The sequence below is a fragment of the Microbacterium sp. Root553 genome (assembly GCF_001426995.1).
Taxonomy (GTDB): Bacteria; Actinomycetota; Actinomycetes; order Actinomycetales; family Microbacteriaceae; genus Microbacterium.
This window is the reverse complement of the sequence record NZ_LMFY01000001.1, coordinates 1,187,330-1,210,180: the sequence shown is the minus strand read 5'-3', so window position 1 is coordinate 1,210,180 and position 22,851 is coordinate 1,187,330. Positions and strand designations below refer to the sequence as shown.

General features: G+C 69.5%; 25 protein-coding genes and 2 pseudogenes. 18 read left to right on the top strand and 9 right to left on the bottom strand.

The genetic code is table 11. The features are described from left to right. The first annotated feature begins 64 nt into the window (after window positions 1-64). The 4 genes from ASD43_RS05575 (at window position 65) to ASD43_RS05560 (ending at window position 3,479) form a co-directional block, all read left to right on the top strand. Window positions 65-1,051 (top strand): aldo/keto reductase, encoded by a 987-nt coding sequence (locus ASD43_RS05575; RefSeq protein WP_056414637.1) that lies wholly within the window; start codon window positions 65-67, stop codon window positions 1,049-1,051. Window positions 1,052-1,110: 59 nt separating this feature from the next. Then, a complete protein-coding gene (locus ASD43_RS05570) occupies window positions 1,111-1,764 on the top strand; it encodes a YigZ family protein (RefSeq protein ID WP_056414634.1) in 654 nt (217 codons plus the stop codon). Between the two features lie 70 nt (window positions 1,765-1,834). Beyond that, a complete protein-coding gene (locus tag ASD43_RS05565) occupies window positions 1,835-2,764 on the top strand; it encodes a DnaJ domain-containing protein (RefSeq protein WP_056414631.1) in 930 nt (309 codons plus the stop codon). A 49-nt stretch (window positions 2,765-2,813) separates the two neighbouring features. Then, a complete protein-coding gene (locus ASD43_RS05560; RefSeq protein WP_235564039.1) occupies window positions 2,814-3,479 on the top strand; it encodes a histidine phosphatase family protein in 666 nt (221 codons plus the stop codon). Between the two features lie 19 nt (window positions 3,480-3,498). Here the strand turns inward: ASD43_RS05560 and ASD43_RS05555 are convergent, their stop codons facing one another. Then, window positions 3,499-4,038, bottom strand: coding sequence for a hypothetical protein (locus ASD43_RS05555; RefSeq protein ID WP_056414626.1), 540 nt, complete (start codon window positions 4,036-4,038; stop codon window positions 3,499-3,501). 93 nt (window positions 4,039-4,131) lie between these two features. Between ASD43_RS05555 and ASD43_RS05550 the strand changes: the two are divergent. After that, window positions 4,132-4,425, top strand: a pseudogene (locus ASD43_RS05550) (Fur family transcriptional regulator); the annotation flags it as partial. Here ASD43_RS05550 and ASD43_RS17690 read toward each other — a convergent pair. Next, a pseudogene (locus ASD43_RS17690) lies at window positions 4,345-4,620 on the bottom strand (hypothetical protein); the annotation flags it as partial. The pseudogenes ASD43_RS05550 and ASD43_RS17690 overlap by 81 nt on opposite strands. Here ASD43_RS17690 and ASD43_RS05545 point away from each other — a divergent pair. Beyond that, window positions 4,619-6,070 carry a catalase gene (locus tag ASD43_RS05545; protein WP_056419165.1) on the top strand — a complete coding sequence of 484 codons (1,452 nt, stop codon included), beginning with the start codon at window positions 4,619-4,621 and terminating at the stop codon, window positions 6,068-6,070. The pseudogene ASD43_RS17690 and the gene ASD43_RS05545 overlap by 2 nt on opposite strands. 235 nt (window positions 6,071-6,305) lie before the next feature. Then, complete coding sequence (locus ASD43_RS05540) at window positions 6,306-7,115, top strand: alpha/beta fold hydrolase (RefSeq protein ID WP_056414620.1); 810 nt, start codon at window positions 6,306-6,308, stop codon at window positions 7,113-7,115. A 244-nt stretch (window positions 7,116-7,359) separates the two neighbouring features. On the opposite strand, the gene msrA is transcribed toward ASD43_RS05540, so the two are convergent. Both msrA and msrB read right to left on the bottom strand, forming a co-directional pair. Beyond that, window positions 7,360-7,905 carry a peptide-methionine (S)-S-oxide reductase MsrA gene (msrA, locus tag ASD43_RS05535; protein ID WP_045252821.1) on the bottom strand — a complete coding sequence of 182 codons (546 nt, stop codon included), beginning with the start codon at window positions 7,903-7,905 and terminating at the stop codon, window positions 7,360-7,362. Further along, on the bottom strand, window positions 7,902-8,396 hold the full coding sequence (gene msrB, locus ASD43_RS05530; RefSeq protein WP_056414617.1) for a peptide-methionine (R)-S-oxide reductase MsrB: 495 nt from the start codon (window positions 8,394-8,396) through the stop codon (window positions 7,902-7,904). The genes msrA and msrB overlap by 4 nt, the downstream gene beginning before the upstream one ends. Before the next feature lie 152 nt (window positions 8,397-8,548). On the opposite strand from msrB, the gene ASD43_RS05525 reads away from it, so the two are divergent. Next, window positions 8,549-9,466 carry a DUF808 domain-containing protein gene (locus ASD43_RS05525; protein ID WP_056414613.1) on the top strand — a complete coding sequence of 306 codons (918 nt, stop codon included), beginning with the start codon at window positions 8,549-8,551 and terminating at the stop codon, window positions 9,464-9,466. Between the two features lie 76 nt (window positions 9,467-9,542). On the opposite strand, the gene ASD43_RS05520 is transcribed toward ASD43_RS05525, so the two are convergent. The 3 genes from ASD43_RS05520 to ASD43_RS05510 form a co-directional block, all read right to left on the bottom strand. Further along, entirely contained in the window at window positions 9,543-9,785 is a 243-nt protein-coding gene (locus tag ASD43_RS05520; RefSeq protein WP_056414611.1) for a hypothetical protein, read from the bottom strand. 396 nt (window positions 9,786-10,181) lie between these two features. Next, window positions 10,182-11,531 (bottom strand): HNH endonuclease signature motif containing protein, encoded by a 1,350-nt coding sequence (locus ASD43_RS05515; protein WP_056414608.1) that lies wholly within the window; start codon window positions 11,529-11,531, stop codon window positions 10,182-10,184. Window positions 11,532-11,681: 150 nt separating this feature from the next. Continuing rightward, a complete protein-coding gene (locus tag ASD43_RS05510; RefSeq protein WP_056414605.1) occupies window positions 11,682-12,467 on the bottom strand; it encodes an SDR family oxidoreductase in 786 nt (261 codons plus the stop codon). Window positions 12,468-12,713: 246 nt separating this feature from the next. Between ASD43_RS05510 and sigJ the strand changes: the two genes are divergently transcribed. The 4 genes from sigJ (at window position 12,714) to ASD43_RS05490 (ending at window position 16,550) form a co-directional block, all read left to right on the top strand. Then, window positions 12,714-13,622, top strand: coding sequence for an RNA polymerase sigma factor SigJ (gene sigJ, locus ASD43_RS05505; RefSeq protein WP_056414602.1), 909 nt, complete (start codon window positions 12,714-12,716; stop codon window positions 13,620-13,622). Window positions 13,623-13,801: 179 nt separating this feature from the next. Beyond that, window positions 13,802-14,329 (top strand): GNAT family N-acetyltransferase, encoded by a 528-nt coding sequence (locus tag ASD43_RS05500; protein ID WP_056414599.1) that lies wholly within the window; start codon window positions 13,802-13,804, stop codon window positions 14,327-14,329. Then, window positions 14,326-15,057, top strand: a complete 732-nt coding sequence (pnuC, locus tag ASD43_RS05495) for a nicotinamide riboside transporter PnuC (protein ID WP_200946569.1) — start codon at window positions 14,326-14,328, stop codon at window positions 15,055-15,057. Before ASD43_RS05500 ends, pnuC begins: the two co-directional genes overlap by 4 nt. Window positions 15,058-15,164: 107 nt before the next feature. Beyond that, window positions 15,165-16,550: an LLM class flavin-dependent oxidoreductase gene (locus ASD43_RS05490; RefSeq protein WP_056414596.1), complete on the top strand. Its 1,386-nt coding sequence runs from the start codon at window positions 15,165-15,167 to the stop codon at window positions 16,548-16,550. 20 nt (window positions 16,551-16,570) lie between these two features. On the opposite strand, the gene ASD43_RS05485 is transcribed toward ASD43_RS05490, so the two are convergent. Then, the gene (locus tag ASD43_RS05485) at window positions 16,571-16,750 is read right to left on the bottom strand and encodes a hypothetical protein (RefSeq protein ID WP_045252830.1); all 180 of its coding nucleotides are present in this window, start codon (window positions 16,748-16,750) and stop codon (window positions 16,571-16,573) included. Between the two features lie 99 nt (window positions 16,751-16,849). Here ASD43_RS05485 and ASD43_RS05480 point away from each other — a divergent pair, with 99 nt between their 5' ends. From ASD43_RS05480 to ASD43_RS05470, 3 genes are all read left to right on the top strand, one after another. Beyond that, window positions 16,850-17,299 (top strand): carboxymuconolactone decarboxylase family protein, encoded by a 450-nt coding sequence (locus ASD43_RS05480; protein ID WP_056414593.1) that lies wholly within the window; start codon window positions 16,850-16,852, stop codon window positions 17,297-17,299. Window positions 17,300-17,413: 114 nt separating this feature from the next. Then, window positions 17,414-18,454 (top strand): iron-containing redox enzyme family protein, encoded by a 1,041-nt coding sequence (locus ASD43_RS05475; protein ID WP_157550835.1) that lies wholly within the window; start codon window positions 17,414-17,416, stop codon window positions 18,452-18,454. Further along, window positions 18,451-18,657: a CDGSH iron-sulfur domain-containing protein gene (locus tag ASD43_RS05470; protein WP_056414589.1), complete on the top strand. Its 207-nt coding sequence runs from the start codon at window positions 18,451-18,453 to the stop codon at window positions 18,655-18,657. The genes ASD43_RS05475 and ASD43_RS05470 overlap by 4 nt, the downstream gene beginning before the upstream one ends. 194 nt (window positions 18,658-18,851) lie before the next feature. Here the strand turns inward: ASD43_RS05470 and ASD43_RS05465 are convergent, their stop codons facing one another. Then, a complete protein-coding gene (locus ASD43_RS05465) occupies window positions 18,852-19,406 on the bottom strand; it encodes a hypothetical protein (protein WP_157550832.1) in 555 nt (184 codons plus the stop codon). 129 nt (window positions 19,407-19,535) lie between these two features. Here ASD43_RS05465 and ASD43_RS05460 point away from each other — a divergent pair, with 129 nt between their 5' ends. The 3 genes from ASD43_RS05460 to ASD43_RS05450 are packed head-to-tail and all read left to right on the top strand — an operon-like array spanning window position 19,536 to window position 22,829. Continuing rightward, window positions 19,536-20,213 (top strand): response regulator transcription factor, encoded by a 678-nt coding sequence (locus tag ASD43_RS05460; protein WP_056414583.1) that lies wholly within the window; start codon window positions 19,536-19,538, stop codon window positions 20,211-20,213. After that, complete coding sequence (locus ASD43_RS05455) at window positions 20,206-21,522, top strand: sensor histidine kinase (RefSeq protein WP_056414580.1); 1,317 nt, start codon at window positions 20,206-20,208, stop codon at window positions 21,520-21,522. Before ASD43_RS05460 ends, ASD43_RS05455 begins: the two co-directional genes overlap by 8 nt. A 23-nt stretch (window positions 21,523-21,545) precedes the next feature. Further along, the gene (locus ASD43_RS05450; RefSeq protein WP_056419157.1) at window positions 21,546-22,829 is read left to right on the top strand and encodes a glutaminase; all 1,284 of its coding nucleotides are present in this window, start codon (window positions 21,546-21,548) and stop codon (window positions 22,827-22,829) included. Window positions 22,830-22,851: the final 22 nt, after the last annotated feature.

Here is a 22,851-nt window from a genome sequence, read left to right as displayed (position 1 = left end):
TCCGGCAGGGCCTCCCGCCGCGTCGAGCGCGGGCGTAGCGTCGTCCTCGACGAAAGGACACGACATGCACACTCGCACACTCGGACAGGGACTCGAGGTCTCGGCCATCGGTCTCGGCTGCATGGGGATGTCGCAGAGCTACGGCCCCAACCCGGGCAGCCGCGACGAGATGATCGCCGTTCTCCGTTCCGCACTCGACCACGGAGTGACGTTCTTCGACACGGCGGAGGTCTACGGGCCTTACGTCAACGAAGAGCTCGTGGGCGAGGCGCTGCAGCCGATCCGCGACCGGGTCGTCATCGCGACGAAGTTCGGCTGGCGCATCGAAGACGGCACGAGCGTCGGACTCGACAGCCGGCCCGAGCAGATCCGCCGCGTCGCCGAGGAGTCGCTGCGACGGCTGCGCACGGACGTGCTCGACCTCTTCTACCAGCACCGCGTCGACCCCGACGTGCCGATCGAGGACGTCGCCGGCACGGTGGGCGAGCTGATCGCCGAGGGCAAGGTGCGCCACTTCGGCCTCTCCGAAGCATCCGCCTCGACGATCCGTCGCGCGCACGCCGTGCAGCCTGTCACCGCCCTGCAGAGCGAGTACTCGCTGTGGACCCGCGATCCCGAGGACGAGGTGCTGCCCACCCTCGCCGAGCTCGGCATCGGCTTCGTGCCCTTCAGCCCGCTGGGAAAGGGATTCCTCACCGGCACGGTCGATCAGAGCACCTCGTTCTCGGACGGCGACATCCGCGGCACGATCCCGCGCTTCAGCGAAGAGAACCGGGCCGCGAACCAGGCCCTCGTCAGTCACGTCACCGCCCTCGCGGAGGCGAAGGAGGCATCCTCCGGCCAGGTCGCGCTGGCCTGGCTGCTCGCCCGGCACCCGTTCATCGTCCCGATCCCCGGCACCAGACGCACCTCGCGCATCGCCGAGAACGCGGGGGCGACGACCGTCGCCCTCTCAGCCGATGAGATGGCCGATCTCGACCAGCTCGCGGCACGGGTGGGAGTGCATGGCGACCGCTACAACCCGCAGCAGATGTCGTTCGTCGACCGTTGAGCAGGCGGCGCTGAGCAGGCACCGTTGAGCAGGCGGCGGGGCTGGGTAGTCTGAGGCGGATGACTCCGCCCCGCAGCCACCCGGCGACCATCGCCGCGCCTGTGGAGCACGAGCTGGTCATCAAGAAGTCCCGATTCATCGCGACCGTCACTCCGGTCGCCTCGGTCGAGGACGCGGATGCCGTGATCGCGCGCCTCCGCAGGCAGTGGTGGGATGCCCGGCACAACTGCACCGCGATGGTGACCGGTCTGCTCGGCGACCAGGCGCGGTCCTCCGACGACGGCGAGCCCTCGGGGACAGCCGGCGTGCCGATGCTCGAGGTGCTGCGCCGCCGCGAGCTGACGGACGTCGTCGCGGTGGTCACCCGCTACTTCGGCGGAGTGAAGCTCGGCGCCGGCGGGCTGGTGCGGGCCTACTCCTCGGCCGTCTCGGACGCCCTCGACCTCGCCGCGCTCGTGCGGCGGCAGTCGCTCACCCGGATCACGATGGAGGTGTCGCACGCGGATGCCGGACGCATCGACAACCTGCTGCGCGACTGGGTTCTGCATCACGGGGCGACGCTCGGCGAACCTCGCTACGGGGCACGGGCGACGCTGGAGGCCTGGGTTCCGGCGCCGGAGCTCGACCGACTCGCGGATGACATCGCGGCGGCCTCCTCCGGGGCCGTCGTGCCGGTGATCGGCGGCGAGCGCATCGTCGACGTGCCCGACTGACACCGACGGCCACGGCCGATCCACAACAGCAGCCGGATATTCTGGATGCCGCGATCTCGGAAGGAGAGCGATGTTCGACAGCCCGCTCTCGGCGTCCGCCTACGAGATCCTCGGTGTGGACCCGTCGGTCGACGACGTCGAGCTGCGGCGCGCCTACCGGCTGCGCCTGCGCGAGTCGCACCCGGACACCGGCGGCGACGCCGCCGTGTTCATCCAGGTGCAGCGGGCGTGGGAGCTCGTCGGCACCGCCGAGAGTCGCGCCGCCTACGACCGCCGCAGCGGCACGCACCCCGGCATCCCGTCGGAGCCGGAGTGGAGCGGATGGCGTCCGCAGACCGCGACGCGCACCGACACCCGCCCCAGGGCGCGCTCGTACGGCCACCCCGGCGGCTGGCGTCGCGAGCGCTATCTGTCGCTGATCCGCGAATGGGCGGGCCGCGGTGTCGAGGTGCCGGACCCCTACGACCCCGCGCTCGTGCGCTCGGCTCCGCGAGACCTGCGACGACTGCTCGCCGATGCTCTGGCCGAGGAGGCGACCGCCCGCACGGTGAGCGCCCTCGGCATGGGCTTCACCGTCTGGCACGACGTCGCCACGGGCGCGGATGCCGACGACAAGCTCGACCACGTGGTGCTCAGCCCGTCGGGTCTGTACGGCGTGATGTCGGAGGACTTCGGCGGCGTCGTCGGCTTCCGGCGCGGTGAGATCACCGGGCCGAGCCTCGGCACCCGCGCGCCGGTGACCGCCGCCCTCGCCCGCATGCGCACAGTGGCCAAGGCCGCCAGGGTGAAGTTCGGCGGAGCGATCATGGTCCTCCCCGACGACGATCTGTCGCAGGCCGTCACACCGCTCGGCAGCAGCCGCGGCATGCCGGTAGTGGTCGTTCGGCGCAGCGCGCTGTCGATGGTGCTGCGCCAGGGTGTCCCGGGCGCCCGCGCGATCGGGGGCAACGAGCTGTTCGACGTGCGCACCCGTCTGCAGCAGACCATCACGTTCGTCTGAGTCCGTGCGGGGCTGTCCCCCCACGACGCGTGCGGACTACGGTTGCGGTGTGCCTGCGCTCCCCGAATACGACCCGCTGCCCGACCGTCCCGCGCCCGACAATCCTTCGGGCAAGCTCGTGCTCCTGCGCCACGGCGAGACCGAATGGTCGAAGGCCGGTCTGCACACCGGCCTCACCGACATCCCGCTCACCGCCCGGGGAGAGGATCTCGCGCGCGGGGCGGGCGAGCTGGTCGCGGACTACGACTTCTCCCTCGTGCTCACCTCGCCGCTGCAGCGAGCCCGGCGCACTGCCGAGCTCGCCGGTCTGCACGCGGAGGTCGATCCGCTGCTGGTCGAATGGGACTACGGCGGATACGAGGGACGCACGACGAAGGACATCCGCGAGGAGCTCGGCTACAACTGGAGCGCCTTCACGCACGGGGTGATCCGCGGCGCGACGCCGGGCGAGACCGTCGAAGAGGTCGCCGCCCGGGCATCGCGGGTGCTGACCCGCATCCTGCCCGCCCTGGCGGACGGAGACGTCGCCCTCGTCGCGCACGGCCACTTCCTGCGCATCCTGACCGCCGTCTACCTGCGGCTGGCCCCACGCTTCGGAGCGCAGATCAGCCTGGACGCCGGATCCGTCTCCGTGCTGAGCTTCTATCGCGAGCAGCCGGCGATCCTGTCATGGAACTACGGACTCGAGCTGCCTCTCGCGCCTTCGGAGTCCTGACGCCGATCGGGACCGCGGCTCAGCCCATCCGCTGCAGCGACAGCGCATAGATCGTGGGAGCGCCCTCGAGGTCCATCACGATCTGCATCCCGGTGGCGGCGGTGGTGACGTCGAACGCGATCGTCTCGTTCTCGCAGACGATCGGCTCGGCAGACGGCTCGTCGTCGACCTCGCCGGCCGTCAGCGTGATGGTGCCGTCGCCCCGGCAGGCGAGCTGCGCCTGATAGGCACCGGCCTCTTGGGCCTGCAGGAGCGTCTTCTGGTGCGGGGAGGTGTTCTCGCTCAACCACCCGGAGAGGATCGGGGTGGATCCCTCGGCACCGGTGCTCGGCACGGCCGTCTCGGCCCAGTCCCTGATCTCGTCGGCGGGGATCGGGAGCAGCGCTTCGTCGGCGTCCGCCGCATCCCCGGTGGAGGTGGGCGCGGGTGTCGATGCCGACGGGGAGGGCGAGCCGGAGGCCGGCCCGCTCGGTGACGCGCTGGGCTCACCCGTGCATCCGGCGAGCGCGATGCCCGCCACCAGGATCAGTCCGATCGTCGCCGCTCGTCTCATGGCCATCACTCCACGCTACGCATCTGCACGGAGCGCGCAACCGCCGACGCCGACACGCCGGTCTTTTGAACAACTCAAAACAGCAGGTACAGTCGAGGCATGGACACCGACCTCGACTCCGCGCTTCGCGATGCGGGACTGCGGGCGACCGCGGGCCGTGTCGCTGTGCTCGAGGTGATGGAATCCATGGCCCACACGGATGCAGAGCGGGTCTACCGTTCCGTGTCCGCGGTGCTCCCGACGACGTCGATCCAGTCGGTGCACAACATCCTCGCGGACCTGACGGCGGCGGGCCTGCTCCGTCGGATCGAACCGGCAGGTTCCGCAGCGCTCTACGAGCGGCGCATCGGCGACAACCACCACCACGTCGTCTGCACCGAATGCGGTGCGGTCGGCGATGTGGACTGCGTCGTCGGCGACGCGCCGTGTCTCACCCCGTCTTCGGCGGGGGGATTCACCGTCCGAACAGCCGAAGTCACCTTCTGGGGCCTGTGTCCCAGTTGCCAGAACGCCGCATAGGCGTGAACACCGAGAGCACCCGGACCCACGGATGCCCTCGTCTCGCCTCGCGCAGAAGGAGAAGCACATGACGAAACCGAACACCACGACCCAGACCGGCACCCCGGCACCGAGCGACGCGCACTCGCTCACCGTCGGCGCCGACGGCCCCACGGTCCTGCACGACCGCTACCTGGTCGAGAAGCTCGCCTCGTTCAACCGCGAGCGTGTGCCGGAGCGCAACCCGCACGCCAAGGGCGGCGGCGCCTTCGGCGAGTTCGTCGTCACGGAGGACGTCTCGGCGTACACCCGTGCCGCGGTGTTCCAGCCCGGCGCCACCAGCGAGACGCTGCTCCGCTTCTCGTCGGTCGCCGGCGAGCAGGGCTCCCCCGACACCTGGCGCGACGTGCGCGGCTTCTCGCTGCGCTTCTACACCTCCGAGGGCAACCTCGACATCGTCGGCAACAACACCCCGACGTTCTTCATCCGCGATGCGATGAAGTTCCCGGACTTCATCCACTCGCAGAAGCGCCTCGGCGACTCCGGCCTGCGCGACGCCGACATGCAGTGGGACTTCTGGACCCTGTCGCCCGAGTCCGCCCACCAGGTGACCTACCTCATGGGCGACCGCGGCCTACCCCGCAGCTGGCGCCACATGAACGGCTACGGCTCGCACACCTACCAGTGGGTGAACGCCCAGGGCGAGCGCTTCTGGGTGCAGTACCACTTCATGTCCAACCAGGGCGTCGAGGCGATGGGTGCGGCCGAGGCCGAGCAGCTGGCGGGCTCGGATGCCGACCACTACCGCCGCGACCTGTTCGACGCGATCACCCGCGGCGAGCACCCCTCGTGGGACGTCTACGTGCAGGTCATGCCGTACGAGGAGGCGAAGGAGTACCGCTTCAACCCGTTCGACCTCACCAAGACGTGGTCGAAGAAGGACTACCCGCGCATCAAGGTCGGCACGTTCACGCTGAACCGCAACCCGCAGAACTTCTTCGCCGAGATCGAGCAGGCGGCGTTCTCGCCCGGCAACCAGGTGCCCGGCACGGGCATCTCGCCGGACAAGATGCTGATGGCCCGCGTCTTCGCCTACCCCGACGCCCAGCGTCACCGCGTCGGCACGAACTACAACCAGCTGCCGGTCAACCAGCCGCATGCCGCCGAGGTGCGCAACTACATGCACGAGGGGCACATGCAGTACCGGTTCAACCCGGCCGAGCACCGCGTGTACACCCCGAACTCGTACGGCGCCGAGGGCGGCCCCGAGGCCGACCCGCTGGCCGGCGTCGAGGCGAGCTGGGAGTCGGATGGCGAGCTGATCCGCTCGGCGGCGACCCTGCGCCGCGACGACGACGACTTCGGTCAGGCGGGAACCCTGTACCGCACGGTCTTCGACGACGAGCAGCGCGCCCGATTCCTCGACACCCTCACCGGTCAGGGTCAGGGCATCACAATCGACGCGATCCGCGAGCGCTTCTTCCAGTACTGGACGAACGTCGACGCCTCGCTCGGCGACGCGCTGCGCGCCCGCTTCTGAGCGTCGGGCCCGCTCGGCATCCGGTGACCGGCATCCGGTGACCGGCATCCGCTGGCCGGCATCCGCTGACCGGCATCCGGTGGCCGGCATCCGCTGACCGGCATCCGGTGACCGGGCCGCTCCACTTCGGGGGCCGACACGCCACGTGCAGGATGGTTTTGTACCAACCGTCCTGTAGGTGGCGTGTCGGCCCCCGTCGCGTTCGCGGCCATGGTCTCTTTTCGGAAGGGCCAGAATGGATGCCGTGGCAGTCCCTCTCTCCGACCTGAACAACATGCCTGAGCCCCAGCAGGTGTACGCGGCTGACGGCACGCGCCTCGCGACGTACACGTGGGGCGACCTCGACGCACCCGTGGTGGTGATCGTGCACGGCTTCGCCTCCAGCGCCCGCGACACGTGGGTGCTCACGGGGTGGGTGCGGGAGCTCACCAAGGCCGGCTATCGCGTTCTGGCGCTCGACCAGCGCGGCCACGGGCTCAGCGAAAAGCCGCATCAGGCCGATGCCTACGGGATCCGCACCCTCGCGACGGATGTCGAGACGGTCATGGACGCCTATCTCGTCGATGACGCGTTCTACCTCGGGTACTCGCTGGGTGCGCGCGTCGGCTGGGAGGTCGTCCGCGACCTGCCCCAGCGCATCGGCCGTGCGGTGCTCGGCGGGGTGCCGGACGGCATCCCGCTCGCCCGGCTGGATCTCGATCAGGTGCGCGCGTATCTGGCGGACGGCACCCCGGTGTCGGACCCGACGACGCAGAACTACATCACGCTGACCGAACGCGTGCCCGGCAACGACCTCGCCGCGCTGGTCGCCCTGGCCGAGGGGATGCGCTCGTCACGGACGATCGACCCGGATCCGTCGAACGCTCCGGCGAGTCCGATCCTGTTCGCGACCGGATCGAAGGATGCCATCCTCGAGGGCTCCCGGGCCCTCGCCTCCGCCGCCCCGCAGGGTCGGTTCTTCGAGATCCCCGACCGCAATCATTTCAACGCTCCGGGATCCCGTTCCTTCAAGGAGGCGGCCCTGGCCTTCCTGTCCGGGAGCTGACGCGGCCCTTCGTCTCGCTGCGCTCGCTCAGGGACCAGAGTCACACGGGCACGACGAGAGCCCTTCGTCTCGGTGTGCTCGCTCAGGGAGCGGAGTCACACGGGTGGCACGACGAGAGCCCTTCGTCTCGCTGCGCTCGCTCAGGGGACGGAGTCACACGGGCACGACGAGAGCCCTTCGTCTCGCTGCGCTCGCTCAGGGAGCGGAGTCACACGGGCCCGACGAAGGGCTCTCGGTGCGGCGATCAGACCGCGGCGCTCTGCTCCCGCTTCGGCAGCACCCATCCGGCGCGCGGGAAGTGGCAGGTGTACCCGTTCGGGTACTTGATCAGGTAGTCCTGGTGCTCTTCCTCGGCCTGCCAGAAGGGTCCGGCGGGCTCGATCGCGGTGACGGCCTTGCCCGGCCACAGGCCCGACGCGTCGACGTCGGCGATGGTGTCACGGGCGACGGTCTCCTGTTCGGGAGAGAGCGGGAAGATCGCCGAGCGGTAGCTGGACCCTCGGTCGTTGCCCTGCCGATCGAGCGTCGACGGGTCATGGATCTGGAAGAAGAACGCGAGGATGTCGCGGTACGTCGTCTTCGTCGGGTCGAACACGATCTCCACGGCCTCGGCGTGGCCGGGGTGGTTGCGGTAGGTCGCGTGGTCGTTCGACCCGCCGGTGTAACCGACCCGGGTGTCGAGCACTCCGGGCTGGCGACGGATGAGGTCTTCCATGCCCCAGAAGCAGCCGCCTGCGAGCACGGCGGTCTCGGTGCCTGGGGTGCGGGTGATGGTTCCGGTGTCTGTCATGACTGCTCCTCAGAGGTGGGGATGGCGGTGGGGGTGTCGGCTTCGGCGCCGGCGAAGAGGTGACGGTAGCGACCGTACCCCTCATCATCCAGGCTGTCAGCAGGGATGAAGCGCAGGGCGGCGGAGTTCATGCAGTAGCGGAGGCCACCGGCGGCACGGGGTCCGTCGTCGAACACGTGTCCGAGATGGCTGTCGGCTCCGGTGGAGCGGGCTTCGGTGCGCTTCATCCACAGCTTCCGGTCGGTGCGCGTGGTGACCGCGTCCTCGTCGATCGGGCGGGTGAAGCTCGGCCAGCCGGTGCCGCTGTCGAACTTGTCGGTCGACGAGAACAGGGGCTGGCCCGACACCACGTCGACGTAGATGCCGTCGTCGTGGGTGTTCCAGTAGGCGTTGCGGAAGGGCGGTTCGGTGGCATCCTCCTGCGTCACCTCGTACTGCAGGTGGGTGAGGTCGCTGACGGCCTCCGGAGTCCTGCCGTAGTCATTCGACATGATGCGTCTCCTTTTCCGACGCGGCTGGCTGCGGCGTCATAGAGCACAACCGGCGGATGCCCGGTTTTGGTCCCGCAGGACTGTGAGCGGGCTGTGAGTTTCGTCGCAGTCGGTAGAGTTGCTCCGCTACACACACCACAGGGGAGACACACATGTCGGTTGGACTGCTCGCGGTCGTCGATGACATTCTGAGCGCGGCGATGAAGGCATCCGCCAAGGCCGCGGGCGTCGTGATCGACGATGCCGCCGTGACACCCCAGTACGTGCAGGGCATCACGCCTGCGCGTGAGCTGCCGGTGGTCGCGAAGATCGCTGTGGGATCTCTCGCCAACAAGTTCCTGATCATCATCCCGGTGGCGCTGCTGCTGACCGCCTTCGCGCCGTGGGTGCTGCCCTATCTGCTGATCCTCGGCGGAGCCTATCTGTGCTTCGAGGGGGCCGAGAAGGTGCTGGAGTGGTTCGGCGTGCAGCACGGGCACGCTGACGAGAGCGCGCGCGACGAGCGGAAGCTGGTGCTCGGCGCCGTGCGCACGGATCTGATCCTCTCGACGGAGATCATGCTGATCTCGCTCGCGAATCTCGAGGCCGGTCTCGATATCTGGACCACCCTCGCGATCCTCGCCGTGATCGCCCTGATCATGACCGGTGTGGTGTACGGCGCGGTCGCGCTCCTGGTGAAGATCGACGACATCGGCCTGAAGATGGCGAAGAGCCCTGTACAGCGCGTGCGCCACACGGGCACCAGGATCGTGCGCTCGATGCCGGGAGTCTTCCGCTTCATCAGCATCCTCGGCACCGTCGCGATGCTGTGGGTCGGGGGCCACCTGCTGCTCGTCAATCTCGGCGAGGTCGGCGTGCACTTCGGAGCCGACATCCTGCATGGCATCGAGCACCTCCTCGAGCCCGCGGGCGGTGTGATCGTCTGGATCGGCGACACCCTGTTCTCTGCCATCGCCGGACTGGTCGCGGGCCTGATCATCGTGGCCATCGTGCTGGGCATCGCGAAGCTCTTCGGCAAGAAGCCGAACTTCCACGAGGGCGGGGAATCCCCCGTCGACGTGCACGCCTAACGCGTCCCTCGGCGCATCGCTCGTCGCGTCCGTCAACGGATCCGTCTACGCGTCTGGAGGCCGTGATGCGCCCTCCTCACGCGGCGTCAGCGAGGACGAATCCCCATGCCCCCGTCCCCTCGGTCGAGAGACGGAGCAGATGCGTCGCGGATGCCTCGTCCGTGTAATTCGTTCTCCTGCTGGGGACCTCGTCGCAGGTGACGTCCCATTCGGAGACGACGTACTCCTCGCCGTTGCGCACTCCGATCGCCTCGACAGAAAGCCCCTCCGTTGAGGAGCACATCGCGTACATGACGTACGTCTTGCCCGCTCCGTCCATAGGAATGTCGATTCCGCTCGGCTCGGATCCGCTTCGAGCCTGAAGAACGGTCTCGCCTGGCACGAGCTCCCATGACTCGGGAGTGAGGATCGACTCGGAAGGAGCGGCCGAGGACGGCCCAGCCCCTTCCGCCGGAACGGGCGATGGAGTCGGCGACGGAGGAGACATCAACGGCGTGCATCCTGTGATGAGCAGCCCCCCGATCGGCAGAGTGAGCGCGATCCGCACCCGTGGCGCGAGCCACAGGGCCCCGCACTGCGCATGCGTCGTCATAGTTTCTCTTCTCCGTCGATCGAGATGCCCGTGCGCCTCGTGGGAAACGTAGCGGGTTGTCGGCACCTCGTCTGTAGGCCGATTGGGGGACAGACGAATGCCCGCCCGCGCTCACGGGTATCGTCACGCGGCGATGTCATAACGAGCCCGTCCTCCGAGGCGAGGAGTCCGCGCCGGATCGACGTGCGGCGGAGGAATGAGCCAGACCCGCGCGGCGACGCCGACACCGTCGACGCTGATGTCCCATCCGTTGTCGTGGATGCGGTGATGACACGACTCGCACAGCAGTACGCCGTTGTTCAGATCGGTCGGACCGGTGTCGCGCTGCCACCACCTGATGTGGTGTGCTTTGGTCATCTGGGGCGGGAGGCCGCACATCGCGCATCCGCCGTCTCTCTCGACGAGGGCGAGACGTTGCGCCCGCGTGAACAGTCGCTTCTCGCGGCCCCAGTCGAGGATCTCTCCGGCAGAGCCGAGCACCACCGGGATGATCCCGCCACCCGCTGCCATCCGTCGGCAGGTGCTGATGCTCACGGGCTGGTCGCTGCCGTCGATCGTCGCGGCTCCCCGCCCCGAGGTGAGGTCGTCGAGGTTCACACGCACCACCACTGTCGCGCCGGTCGCCGGCATCCCGCCGTTGTCACAGGCGATCGCATGCTCGCACAGGGCGGTGACGGCGTCGGCCTGGATCATCACCACGGTGCGGTGATCGGCGTCGGCCGCACCGGGCTCGGGTGCCGTGATCCGCGCCTGGAACGTCGCGGACACGTAGGCCTGGATCGCTGCCCTGATGGGCGCGCTCGACGCGATGTCGGTCTGCAGGTTCAGGTGGAAGGAGCCGTCGCGCTCGAACATGGTGAGAGAGCGACGATCACGCGACTGCTGTTCTTTGGGAGCCACCCCGTCGGGGTCGAGCCAGGCTTCGGTGCGGGCGACGAGCGTGCGCACGTCGTCGAGCGTCATCCCCGCGGCGCGAGCGACGAGCAGCCCCTCGGCCTCGTCGACCCGCGCCGACCCCACACGGAGATGAAGCCGTTCGAGCAGTGCGACGATGACCGCGGCGGCGGCCACGGAGATCTCACCCGCGGCGAGCGCTGCCGCCAGCGCGGGGTACTTCGCGGGCAGCACCTCGCCCAGCAGGTTGCTGCGCGGTGCAGCGGCCTGACCGACCGTGATGAGGCGCTTCGCGTCTCCCGGCGAACCGCCCGTCGTGGTCGCGATCAGTGCTCCGGCGTTACGGAATCCCTGCTCCTTGGCCAACCCCTCGGGGCCGAGTTCCGGCCGCGATTCGTGCGCGATCGTCGCCGCGAGTTCTGCGTGGATCCCGTCGAGACAGCGTTGCACCTCGCCGACCGCACGATGCGCGTCGAGCAGTTCGGCCCGCGAGAGATCGGCGCTCCTCTCCGCATCGGCCCACGCATCGCCGAGGCGCTCGATGGCCTCGAGAAGCGGCGTCAGACGGGTCGTGGTCATGATCTCAGTTTAGAACATATGTTCTAAGCTGTGGTCGGAATGCCGGCATGCGATGCGGCTTCACTCGCCGCGCAATCGCGGCCTCCGCACACTGTGCAACACCGCCTCCACACCGGGCGCACACGCGTCCCACCACAGCGCACTGCGGCCTCACCCGCCGCGCACGTGGTCCTCACTGCGCAGCCACTCGTCGAACGTGATGCGCCCCTGCCGGGCATCGGCGCCGCCGCGCAGCGCCCCCGACGCGAGCCCCGCGCCGTATGCGCCGGGCAGGCGCACCCCCACCACGCGCCGGCGCCGACCGTCGTACGCGAGCTGCCGCCGGGCGACGTCGAGCAGGATCTCGTCGCGCGGACCGACCAGGTCGCTCGCCCGACCGGTCGCCGCACCCTCCGCGAGCCGCACCAGATGCGCACCGACCTCCCGGGCGGCCACCGGCCGCATGAGCAGCGTCGGCAGGAGTGCCACGGGCCCGCGCATCCCCGAGAGCACCTGCCCGGCGAACTCGTGGAACTGCGCCGCTCTCGCGATCGTGAACGGCACCGGCCCCGTCGCCACCGCGCGCTCCTGCGCGAGCTTGCCCGCATAGTAGGAGGAGTCGATCCCATCGATCCCCACGATCGACAGCGCGACGTGATGCCCGACGCCCGCAGCCTCTTCCGCGGCGAGCAGGGTGCGGGTCGCCGTCTCGAAGAAGGCGATGGCCTTCGCCGCCGAGAGCGTGGTCGTGTTCGTGACGTCGATCACGGCATCCGCGCCCTGCAGCGCCTCGACGAGACCGGCGCCCGTGATCACGTCGACACCGCCCACGTCGACACCGCCCACGTCGACACCGCCCACGCGCGACAGCACGACGACATCATGCCCCGCGGCCCGCGCCCGCGCGACGGCATGCCGACCCACGACACCCGTTCCTCCTGCGACGGCGATTCTCATCGGCATCCTCTCCTCTCCGCTCCGGGAACACGCCTGCGCGCGGTGCGTGCACCCGCCGCGCACCCTCCCGCTGTGATGACGAGACGGCCGTCGAGAATGTGAGGCCTCACACGTGCGCACGCCACGTCGTCATATCCTGCGAAAGCACGCGCGACAGGAAGCACGCGAAAAGAACACCCGCGAACACGACCCACGAGCGCGACCCAGGACGAGAACACGGCGGATGCCACACCGGAGGAGACACCCATGGACGACGACCTCGACGACGTCTTCCGTGAACGCCGCCGTCTGCTCGCCCTCGGATACCGGATGACAGGCACACTGGCGGATGCCGAGGACATCGTGCAGGAGACGTACCTGCGCTGGTACCGGCTCACCGATGTCGAGCGCGAGGGCATCGCGAACCCGGCGGGCTGGCTGACGACCGTCGCCGGCCGCGTCGCGCTCGACCTCCTCGGGTCCGCACGTCGTCGACGCGAGCAGTACGTCGGGCCGTGGCTGCCCGAGCCCGTTCCGGCCGATGTGTTCGCCGGGGCGATCGGAGCGCGCACGGCCTCGCCCGCGGATCCCCTCGACCGCATCACCCTCGACGACGACGTCTCGACCGCACTGCTCGTGGTGCTCGAGGCGATGACACCCGCCGAACGCGTGGCGTTCGTGATGCACGACGTCTTCGCCGTGCCGTTCGACGAGATCGCCGCGGCGGTCGGCAGATCCTCCGCAGCCGTGCGGCAGCTGGCGGCATCCGCTCGTCGCCACGTGCGCGAGAGCCGAGCGGTCGCGGTTCCTCGCGATGAGCACGATCGCGTCGTCCGCGCCTTCCAGGACGCCACGCGAACCGGTGAGATCGGCGCGCTTCTGCGGTTCCTCGCTCCCGATGTCGAACTCCGCAGCGACGGCGGCGGTGTCGTCAGCGCCGCGCGCAACGTCGTGAGCGGAGCCGACCACGTCGCCCGCTTCCTGCTCGGGATCGCAGCAAAGAGCCCACGTCTGACGGTGGAGGAACAGCGGTTCGGCGACGGGATCGGACTGGTGTTCCGCAACGAGGGCGCCGTGCACTCGGTCATGAACCTCCACGTCGAACACGGCGTGATCACCCAGCTGTGGATCGTCCTCAACCCCGCCAAGCTCACCCACTGGCGGCCCTCCCCCTGACCCGCCGGGCTCGTGCACGGACGGCACGTCTGCAGGATCGATGCACGGATGCAGGATGGTCGACGAGCCTCGGTCGTGCAGGCGTGCGTCGGCCCTGCAGACGGTGCACGCCGATCCTGTCCACCGGCCTCCTGCTAGCGTCGTCCCGTGCGCACCCCCGCGCAGATGCAGGAGACCCGATGAGCGACCACCAGATCCGGGATGCCGAGACCGCCGACCTCGAGGCGATCCTGGCCATCTACAACGATGCGGTGCTGCGCACGACGGCCATCTGGAACGATGACGCCGTCGACCTCGCCGACCGCACGGCGTGGATGGCCGAGCGCACCGCGCGGGGATATCCGGTGCTCGTCGCGGTCGACGACACCGGAGTGCTGGGGTACGCGACGTTCGGCGACTTCCGTCCGCACCACGGCTTCCGGCACACGGTCGAGCACTCCGTCTATGTGCGCGACGGCGAGCGCGGGCGGGGCATCGGCAAGGCGCTGATGATCGAGCTGATCGATCGTGCGCGCAGGCTCGGCGTGCACGTGATGGTCGCGGCGGTCGAGAGCGGCAATACCGGCTCGATCGTCATGCACAAGCGCCTCGATTTCCTGCAGGTCGGACGGATGCCGCAGGTCGGCGCCAAGTTCGACCGCTGGCTCGATCTCACCCTGCTGCAGCTCGTGCTCGACGAGCGCCCCTTCCCGGACCAGCTCACGTGAACGCCCTGCTCTGGCTCGCCGATGCGTTCAACTCGCAGTGGGTGCTGCCCGGCGGCCAGGTGCTGCTGATCCGCGAGGTGGTGGGCAACGCCTTCGGTCTCGCGAGCGCCCTTGGCGGCATGCAGCGCAAGATCTGGGCGTGGCCGGTGGGCATCGTCGGCAACCTGCTGCTGCTCACGGTGTTCCTCGGGTCGATCCTCAACCCCGACCACGAACTCCCGCACCTGCTCGGTCAGGCAGGACGCCAGGTCATGTTCATCATCGTGGCGATCTACGGATGGGTGCGCTGGCGCCAGGCCGCATCGGACGGCGGTCGCGTCACGCCGAGGTGGGCGCCGAACAGCGCCCGGATCGGCCTCGTGCTGGTCATGGTGATCGGCACGATCGCCCTCACCCCGCTCTTCCGCGCGCTCGGGTCGTGGGAGCCCGTCTGGGCCGACGCCTGGACGTTCGTCGGATCCCTGCTCGCCACATACGGCATGGCCAAAGGCTGGACGGAGTTCTGGCTCATCTGGATCGCCGTCGACGTGGTCGGCGTGCCGCTGCTGTTCAGCTCGGGGTTCTACGCGACCGGGTTCATGTACGTGTTCTACGGCGTCTTCACCGCGGTCGGCTTCGTCGTCTGGTGCCGCGCGCAGGCGAACGCGAAACCTCAGGTCGAGACGATCATGCCCGACCCCCGACCGATCACCTCGACGGTGAAGACGATCGACCCCGACCGGGACTGACCAGGCCCCGATTCGCATCGAAGGATCCGCCGGGGGGCTCCCCGCGAATGTGTCGGCGCGTGTCGCGAGACTGGCCGCGCGGCCGATCGGCGGGTTTGCTAGACGCCATGACCCGTCAGATCCGCTTCAACGCCTTCGACATGAACTGCGTCGCCCACCAGTCGTCCGGCCTGTGGCGGCATCCCGACGACCGCTCCCGCCAGTACAACACCCTCTCGTACTGGACGGATCTGGCGAAGCTGCTCGAGAGCGCGACCTTCGACGGCATCTTCATCGCCGACGTCCTGGGCACCTACGACGTCTACGGCGGCACGAACGAGGCGGCGATCCGCAACGGCGCCCAGGTGCCCGTGAACGATCCGATCCTGCTCGTGAGCGCCATGGCTGCGGTCACCGAGCATCTCGGATTCGGCGTCACCGCGGGCACCGCGTTCGAGCATCCCTATCCGTTCGCGCGTCGCCTGAGCACGCTCGATCACCTGACGAACGGCCGCGTCGGCTGGAACGTCGTCACCGGGTACCTGCCCAGCGCCGCGCGCAACATGGGCCAGACCGACCAGCTCGCCCACGACGACCGCTACGACCACGCCGACGAGTACGTCGAGGTGCTCTACAAGCTGTGGGAAGGGTCGTGGGAAGACGACGCCGTGGTCGAGGACCGCGAACGCGGCATCTTCACCGACCCGGCGAAGGTGCATCCGATCGGCCACGAGGGAAAGCACTTCAGCGTGCCCGGCATCCACATCTCCGAGCCGTCGCCGCAGCGCACCCCGGTGATCTACCAGGCCGGTGCCAGTCCCCGCGGGGTGAAGTTCGCGTCGGAGAACGCCGAGGCGATCTTCGTGGCCGCGCCCTCGAAGGAGGTGCTCGCGGGCACCGTGAAGCGCATCCGCGACGCGCTCGAGGATGCCGGTCGCGACCGCTACGACGCGAAGATCTACACGCTGCTCACGGTGATCACCGGGGCGACGAGCGCGGATGCCGCGGCGAAGCACGCCGAGTACCTCTCGTACGCGAGCCCCGAAGGCGCACTGACGTTCATGTCGGGCTGGATGGGCGTCGACCTGTCGCAGTACGCCGAGGACGAGCCGGTGGGGAACGTCGAGTCGAACGCCATCCGATCGGTGCTGCAGCACCTCAAGGAGGAAGCCGACCTCGGACGCGAGTGGACCGTCGGCGACTTCGGCCGCCACAACGCGATCGGCGGCCTCGGCCCGACCGTCGTGGGCTCGGGCGTCGAGATCGCCGACGAACTGCAGTCGTGGGTCGAGGAGACCGACATCGACGGCTTCAACCTCGCGTACGCGGTCACTCCCGGCACCTGGCAGGACGTGATCGAGCACGTCATCCCGGTGCTGCGCGAGCGCGGCGTCTACCCGAACGAGTACACGCCGGGCACGCTGCGTCACAAGCTGCAGGGCAAGGGCGACCGGGTGCAGGACACGCATCGCGCCGCGCGCTACCGGGTGGGGGTGAAGACTCCGGTCGCCTGATCAACTGGTCGTGCGAGCGGTCACTCGGCCTTCGAGCTGAAGAGTCCCCGCAGGACGAGGAACACCACGCCCGCGACGACGAGCACGATCGCGAGCTTCGCGATGAACCACAGGATCGAGAACAGCGCGCTGACGATCCACCAGGCGATCACCACGGCGAGGACGACTCCGATGACGGTCCACAGCGAGTTCTTGTTCATGGTTCCAGCCTAGGCGGCAGGGCGGACGTCACAGATCCGGATGCTGCGTCGTCAGTACCGGTGAGGCGCATCGGGCGCCTCCCCAGTGAAGGAGACGACGTGTCGCACGTGAACATCGGCAAGATCTACGCAGCCCCGTACCAGGCGATGCTCGAGTTCGCCGCGAAGGCCGCAGAGGCGGGGGCGGATGCCGGGCTCTCGCCGCTGCTCGTCGAGCTGGTCAAGGTTCGCGCCTCGCAGCTCAACGGCTGCGCGTTCTGCCTCAGGATGCACTGCGCCGACGCCGTCAAGGCCGGGGAGACGGCCGACCGCCTCGCCGTGCTCGCGGGATGGTGGGAGTCGCAGTATTTCTCCGCCGAGGAGCAGGCGGCCCTGCAGATCGCCGAGAACGTCACGATGATCGGCGACCCCGGACGCCTCGTCGACCGCGGAGTCGAGATCGACGGCGTGCTGACCGATAAGCAGATCGCGGCCGTGACCTGGCTCGTCGTCGTGATCAACAGCTGGAACCGCATCGCGATCAGCAGCCACTACCCCGTGCACGCCTGACGCAGCCTGATAGGTGGGACGGGCGGGGCGGATGCCGAGGCATCCGCCCTTCCGCATCCGATGCGCGCCGTCAAGTCCCTTCTCGGTCGATCGAGCGAGGGTGAGACTGCGATCATGTCTGCACCGACCCTCGTTCCGTCCGCGCTCCACGGTTGCACCGCTCGCGGCCCGTTGAGCGACGCCGTCATCCGCCGACTGACCGGAGACGATGTCGACGATCTCGGCGCGCGGGCAGAGCTCGCCCTCGCCGCGAGCGCCGACATCATGCGCGATGACGACATCCAGCTCGCCCTCTTCGTGCTCTACGCGTCGTCGTACGGCTCGCTGCCCGAGCTCGATCCTGCTCTGGAGTGGGATCCGGCGCTGATCGCCACCCGAGCGATCCTCGAGCACGCGTTCGAGCGGGCGCTGCGGGCCACGGTGCCAGCTCCCGAACTGCCCGAGCCGACCGTCGACGCCGTCGGCCGCGCGCTCTTCGCCCTCGCCGACGCCGACACCGGGCCGAGCCTGTCGCGCTACGTCGCGAAGAAGGCGACCGAGGAGCAGATGCGCGAGTTCTTCATGCAGCGTTCGATCTACACGCTGCGGGAAGCCGATCCGCACTCCTGGGCGATCCCGCGACTGCACGGTCGGGCGAAGGCCGCGCTCGTCGAGATCCAGTCGGACGAGTACGGCGGAGGACGGCCGGACCGCGTGCATGCGACGATCTTCGCGCGCGCGATGCGGGGCGCCGGCCTCGACGACACCTACGGCGGATACGTCGACGACGTCCCGGCGATCACGCTCGCGTCGCTCAACACGATGTCGATGTTCGGCGTCAATCGCCGGCTCGTCGGCGCGATCGTCGGACACCTCGCCGCGTTCGAGATCACCTCGTCGATCCCCAACCGCATGTACGGCGACGGTCTGCGCCGGCTCGGTTTCGCCGAGGACGTGACCGAGTACTTCGACGAGCATGTCGAAGCGGATGCCGTGCACGAGCAGATCGCGGCGCGCGACCTCGCAGGCGCTCTGGCCGAGGACCACCCCGAGCTGCTCGAGGACATCATGTTCGGCGCTGCGGCCTGCCTGACCGTCGACGGGTGGGCGGCCGGGCACATGCTCGAGTCCTGGACGCGCGGCGAATCCTCGCTGCGGGACCGGTCGTCGCGATGAGCGAGCGCGAGGAGGCCGTCACGATCACCGCGTACCCCGACGGGCCGCTGCTGGTCAGAGGGGCGGCGGTGCTCGAGACGTCCGACGGCGAGCCGATCCCCGTCAGCCGTCGCACCGTCGCACTGTGCCGGTGCGGTCTGTCGACGATCAAGCCGTTCTGCGACGGCACGCACAAGGCGTCGGGATTCCGCACCGACGCGTGATCTCGGTGCTGCAGGTCGGTGCTGCAGGTCGGCGACGCCGGTCGGTGACGCCGGTCGGTGCTGCAGGTCGGTGACGCCGTGGGAGGAGATCCGCCTGTCGGGAGGAGAATCCGCGGGATCGGGTCCTCCTGAGACCGAGTTTTCCTCCCAGAGGAGTGCTCCCACAGGAGCGCTCCCGACGGAGTGGGCGCCGGTCAGTGCCCGACCGCCGGCAGGCAGCCGCCGTCCATGATGATGCCGCCGACCTCGACGGAGAGGACATCCGCCGACACCTCTCCGAAGATGCATCCGCCCTCCGGTGCGGCGACACCGAACGCGACGGCGCGCTCGTCGCCGATGATCTGGATGTCGCTCAGCCCGGCATCCGAGATCGCGTCCTCCACGGCGTCGACCGACAGGTCTCCCGAGGTGCGCAGGGCCTCGAGCGCCGTGCGGATGTCGGTCGCCGGCCGCTCGGCCGCCGCTCGGCTCGCCTCCGACAGATCCACGCGATCGCGGTAGCGGTCGTTCTGCGCCATCGCGTTGTCGGGATCGTACGGCGCGCAGTCCGGGGGCAGCTCGACGCCCTCGACCTGCGGGCACGCCGCAGTGGGAGTGGGGCTCGGGGATGCGGTCGAGGATGCGGATGCCGTCGGCGATGCCGTCGACAGCCCGGTGGTCGCCGTCGCGCATCCTGCGAGCAGCATGGTCGTCGCGATGACGAGAAGCAGACGCGTGCCTCTCGACCTGTCCCCCCGGATGCTGGTCATCCCCTCATGGAACCACACGCGATCCACGCTGCCAACCTCCTCCCTCCGGGCTCCCCGTGCCACCGCTGACCGCACCTCCTCCCGCCCCGCTTCAGCGCGGATTCAGCGCGCGCCCGCCACACTGGGATCATGCGGATCCTGGTGGTGGACGACGAGGCGCGTCTCGCCGACGCCGTACGCCGAGGACTCGAGGCCGAGGGCTTCGCGGTCGACGTCGCCCACAACGGGGTCGACGGGCTCTGGCGGGCGCGCGAGACGCGCTACGACGCGATCGTCCTCGACCTGATGATGCCCGGCATGAGCGGCTGGAAGGTGTGCGAGGCGCTGCGCGCCGAAGAGAACTGGACGCCCGTGCTCATGCTCACCGCGAAGGACGGTGAATGGGACCAGGTCGAAGCGCTCGAGACCGGCGCCGACGACTACGTGACGAAGCCGTTCTCATTCGCGATCCTCGTCGCCCGCATCCGCGCCCTGGTGCGCCGCGGCGCGGTCGCCCGCCCCGCCGTCCTCGAAGCCGGCGACCTGAGACTCGATCCCTCGTCGCACCACGTGTGGCGCGGCGAGACGCCCGTCACCCTGACCGCCCGCGAGTTCGCGGTGTTGGAGTACCTGATGCGCCATCGCGGTCAGGTGCTCTCGAAGCGCACGCTGATCGAGGGCGTCTGGGACGACGACTTCGACGGCGACCCGAACATCGTCGAGGTCTACGTCGGGCACCTGCGCCGCAAGCTCGACAAGCCGTTCGGTCGCGAGGCGATCGAGACGATCCGCGGCGCCGGCTACCGACTGGCGGCCGACGGTGGCTAGCCGCGCGTGGCGATCGGTGCGGGCGCGGACCACGCTCGGCGCCACCCTCGTGGTCGCCGTCGCGCTGCTGATCGGAGCGTTCTCGTTCTACGGAATTCTGAGCTCCAGCATCCATGCGAGTGCCGAACGGGCGGCGGAGCAGCGGCTCGACGAGCTGACGGAGCGACTCGACGGGCCCGGAGGCCGGGGGATCGACACCCTCGACGACGAGATCGTGCAGATCATCGCACCGGACGGATCGGTGCGCGCGGCGAGCGAGGACGCCCTCGACGATCTGGGGTCCACCGCCCTGCCGATCGCCGACGGGGCGAGCACCCGCACGATCGACCGCACACCGATGCTGATCGTCTCGGATGATCTGCACGGCGACGAGACCCTCGTCCTCGCCGTGCCGATCGAGGACGCCGTCGAGACCCTGTCGACCGTCGCGATCCTGCTCGCCGTCGCCGTGCCCCTGCTGCTCGTGCTCGTCGCCGTCACGACCTGGCTCGTCGTCGGCCGTGCGCTGAGACCCGTGACGCGGATCCGGCGGGAGGTCGACGGGATCACCGCCGAGCATCTGCACCGACGGGTCGAGGTGCCGCCCTCGTCCGACGAGATCGCGGCGCTCGCGACCACCATGAACCGCATGCTCGATCGGCTCGACGCCTCGGCCACCGCTCAGCGCCGCTTCGTGTCGGATGCCTCGCACGAACTGCGGTCGCCGCTGGCCACGATCCGCCAGCACGCCGAACTCGCCCAGGCGCACCCCGCCACGACCAGCATCGACGAGCTGGCCGAGGTCGTCTCCGACGAGGGGCTGCGCCTGCAGGGGATCGTCGAGTCGCTGCTGCTGCTCGCCCGCCTCGACGAGGGAGCGGGCACTCACGACGAGGCGGTCGATCTCGACGATGTGGCGCTCGCAGAGGTGCGCCGACTGCGCTCGCGCGGGGTCGACGTCGACGGGACAGGCATCGCCGCCGCGCGCGTCGTCGGCGACCCACGGCTGCTCGGCCAGCTGCTGCGCAATCTCGCGGACAACGCGGCGAGGCACAGCGCCGGACGCGTCGCGATCAGCGTGATCCCGCAGGGCTCGTGGGTGTTCGTGACGATCGAGGATGACGGCGCCGGCGTGCCCGAACCCGAGCGGGAGCGCATCTTCGAGCGCTTCGTGCGGCTCGATGAGGCGCGCAGCCGCGATGCGGGCGGGAGCGGACTCGGGTTGGCGATCGTCCGGGGCATCGCGACGGCCGGCGGGGGCACCGTCTCCGTCGACGCGTCACGCTGGGACGGGGCGCGATTCGTCGTCGCCCTCCCTCTCTCCGACTGAACGCCCGTGGGAGCATGGAGCACATGCAGACCCCGATGATCGACTACCTCCAGCTGCTGCTCGACTCCTGCGGGGAGGATGCCGGCGAGGTCGCCTCGTACATCCCGGAGCTCGCGGACGCCGACCCGGATCGCCTGGCCATCGCGGTCGCCACGCTCGACGGCGAGGTCTACGTCGCGGGGGATGCCGACGTCGAGTTCACGATCCAGTCGATCTCGAAGCCGTTCACCTACGCTCTCGCGATCGCGGACCGAGGTCTCGATGCCGTGCTAGAACGGATCGACGTCGAGCCGTCCGGCGACGCGTTCAACGAGATCTCGCTGGAGCCCGGGAGCGGTCGCCCTCGCAATCCGATGATCAATGCGGGAGCGATCGCCGCCCACGCCCTGGTCGACGGCACGGACGCCGATGGTCGCGCCGAGCGCATCCTCGACCTGTACAGCCGCCTCGCGGGCCGCGAGCTCTCGATCGCGGAGGACGTGTTCGAGTCCGAGCTGTCGACCGCAGACCGCAACATGGCGCTCGCGTACATGCTGCGCACCGTGGGCGTGCTCGACGCCGACCCGGCCGACATCGTGCGCGGGTACACGCGCCAGTGCTCGGTGTCGGTCTCGGTGCGCGATCTCGCCCGCATGGGTTCGGTGCTCGCCGCCGGCGGGCTGTCGCCGGAGGGCGAGCAGCTGATCGACCCCGTCGTGAACCGGCAGGTGCTGAGCGTCATGACCACCTGCGGCATGTACGACTCCGCCGGCGACTGGCTCACCTCGGTCGGCATCCCCGCCAAGAGCGGCGTCGCCGGGGGTCTGATGGGCGTGCTGCCCGGTCAGGTCGGCATCGCGGTGTTCTCGCCCCGGCTCGACGAGCACGGCAACAGCACGCGTGGGGTGCGGATGTTCGAGCGCATGAACCACGATCTGGGCCTGCACCTGATGACCTCGACCGAGCGGGCGCGGTCGGTGTCGCGCCGCGTCGAGCACGACGGGATCGCGGTGCACGAGATCGCGGGCGACCTGCACTTCATGGAGGCCGAGCGGGTGCTGCGGGGCTTCGCCGAGGAGCAGGCCGGCGACGACCCGGTGGTCATCGACCTCGACCGCGTGCAGCGCGCCAACGACATCGCGAAGCGGATGCTGCTCGAGGGCGTCCGCCGGCTGCACCTCGACGGTCACGACGTGAGGATCGTCGACCCGTGGGGCGTGCTCGGCAGCGCGGAGACCGGGTCGGGTGAGCTCGTGCACGGCGATCAGGCGCACGGCGGGTTCGTGCCGGCATCCTTCGCCGATGTGGCGAGTGCGGTGCGCGGCTGACCCGTTCCTGAAGAGGTCTTCA

Excerpts from the sequence above, each read along its gene's own strand:
- ASD43_RS05575 (WP_056414637.1), top strand. The coding sequence starts at position 65 with ATGCACACTCGCACACTCGGACAGGGACTCGAGGTCTCGGCCATCGGT.
- ASD43_RS05570 (WP_056414634.1), top strand. The coding sequence starts at position 1,111 with ATGACTCCGCCCCGCAGCCACCCGGCGACCATCGCCGCGCCTGTGGAG.
- ASD43_RS05565 (WP_056414631.1), top strand. The coding sequence starts at position 1,835 with ATGTTCGACAGCCCGCTCTCGGCGTCCGCCTACGAGATCCTCGGTGTG.
- ASD43_RS05555 (WP_056414626.1), bottom strand. The coding sequence starts at position 4,038 with ATGGCCATGAGACGAGCGGCGACGATCGGACTGATCCTGGTGGCGGGC.
- ASD43_RS05545 (WP_056419165.1), top strand. The coding sequence starts at position 4,619 with ATGACGAAACCGAACACCACGACCCAGACCGGCACCCCGGCACCGAGC.
- ASD43_RS05540 (WP_056414620.1), top strand. The coding sequence starts at position 6,306 with ATGGATGCCGTGGCAGTCCCTCTCTCCGACCTGAACAACATGCCTGAG.
- msrA (WP_045252821.1), bottom strand. The coding sequence starts at position 7,905 with ATGACAGACACCGGAACCATCACCCGCACCCCAGGCACCGAGACCGCC.
- msrB (WP_056414617.1), bottom strand. The coding sequence starts at position 8,396 with ATGTCGAATGACTACGGCAGGACTCCGGAGGCCGTCAGCGACCTCACC.
- ASD43_RS05525 (WP_056414613.1), top strand. The coding sequence starts at position 8,549 with ATGTCGGTTGGACTGCTCGCGGTCGTCGATGACATTCTGAGCGCGGCG.
- ASD43_RS05520 (WP_056414611.1), bottom strand. The coding sequence starts at position 9,785 with ATGGACGGAGCGGGCAAGACGTACGTCATGTACGCGATGTGCTCCTCA.
- ASD43_RS05515 (WP_056414608.1), bottom strand. The coding sequence starts at position 11,531 with ATGACCACGACCCGTCTGACGCCGCTTCTCGAGGCCATCGAGCGCCTC.
- ASD43_RS05510 (WP_056414605.1), bottom strand. The coding sequence starts at position 12,467 with ATGAGAATCGCCGTCGCAGGAGGAACGGGTGTCGTGGGTCGGCATGCC.
- sigJ (WP_056414602.1), top strand. The coding sequence starts at position 12,714 with ATGGACGACGACCTCGACGACGTCTTCCGTGAACGCCGCCGTCTGCTC.
- ASD43_RS05500 (WP_056414599.1), top strand. The coding sequence starts at position 13,802 with ATGAGCGACCACCAGATCCGGGATGCCGAGACCGCCGACCTCGAGGCG.
- ASD43_RS05490 (WP_056414596.1), top strand. The coding sequence starts at position 15,165 with ATGACCCGTCAGATCCGCTTCAACGCCTTCGACATGAACTGCGTCGCC.
- ASD43_RS05485 (WP_045252830.1), bottom strand. The coding sequence starts at position 16,750 with ATGAACAAGAACTCGCTGTGGACCGTCATCGGAGTCGTCCTCGCCGTG.
- ASD43_RS05475 (WP_157550835.1), top strand. The coding sequence starts at position 17,414 with ATGTCTGCACCGACCCTCGTTCCGTCCGCGCTCCACGGTTGCACCGCT.
- ASD43_RS05470 (WP_056414589.1), top strand. The coding sequence starts at position 18,451 with ATGAGCGAGCGCGAGGAGGCCGTCACGATCACCGCGTACCCCGACGGG.
- ASD43_RS05465 (WP_157550832.1), bottom strand. The coding sequence starts at position 19,406 with ATGACCAGCATCCGGGGGGACAGGTCGAGAGGCACGCGTCTGCTTCTC.
- ASD43_RS05460 (WP_056414583.1), top strand. The coding sequence starts at position 19,536 with ATGCGGATCCTGGTGGTGGACGACGAGGCGCGTCTCGCCGACGCCGTA.
- ASD43_RS05450 (WP_056419157.1), top strand. The coding sequence starts at position 21,546 with ATGCAGACCCCGATGATCGACTACCTCCAGCTGCTGCTCGACTCCTGC.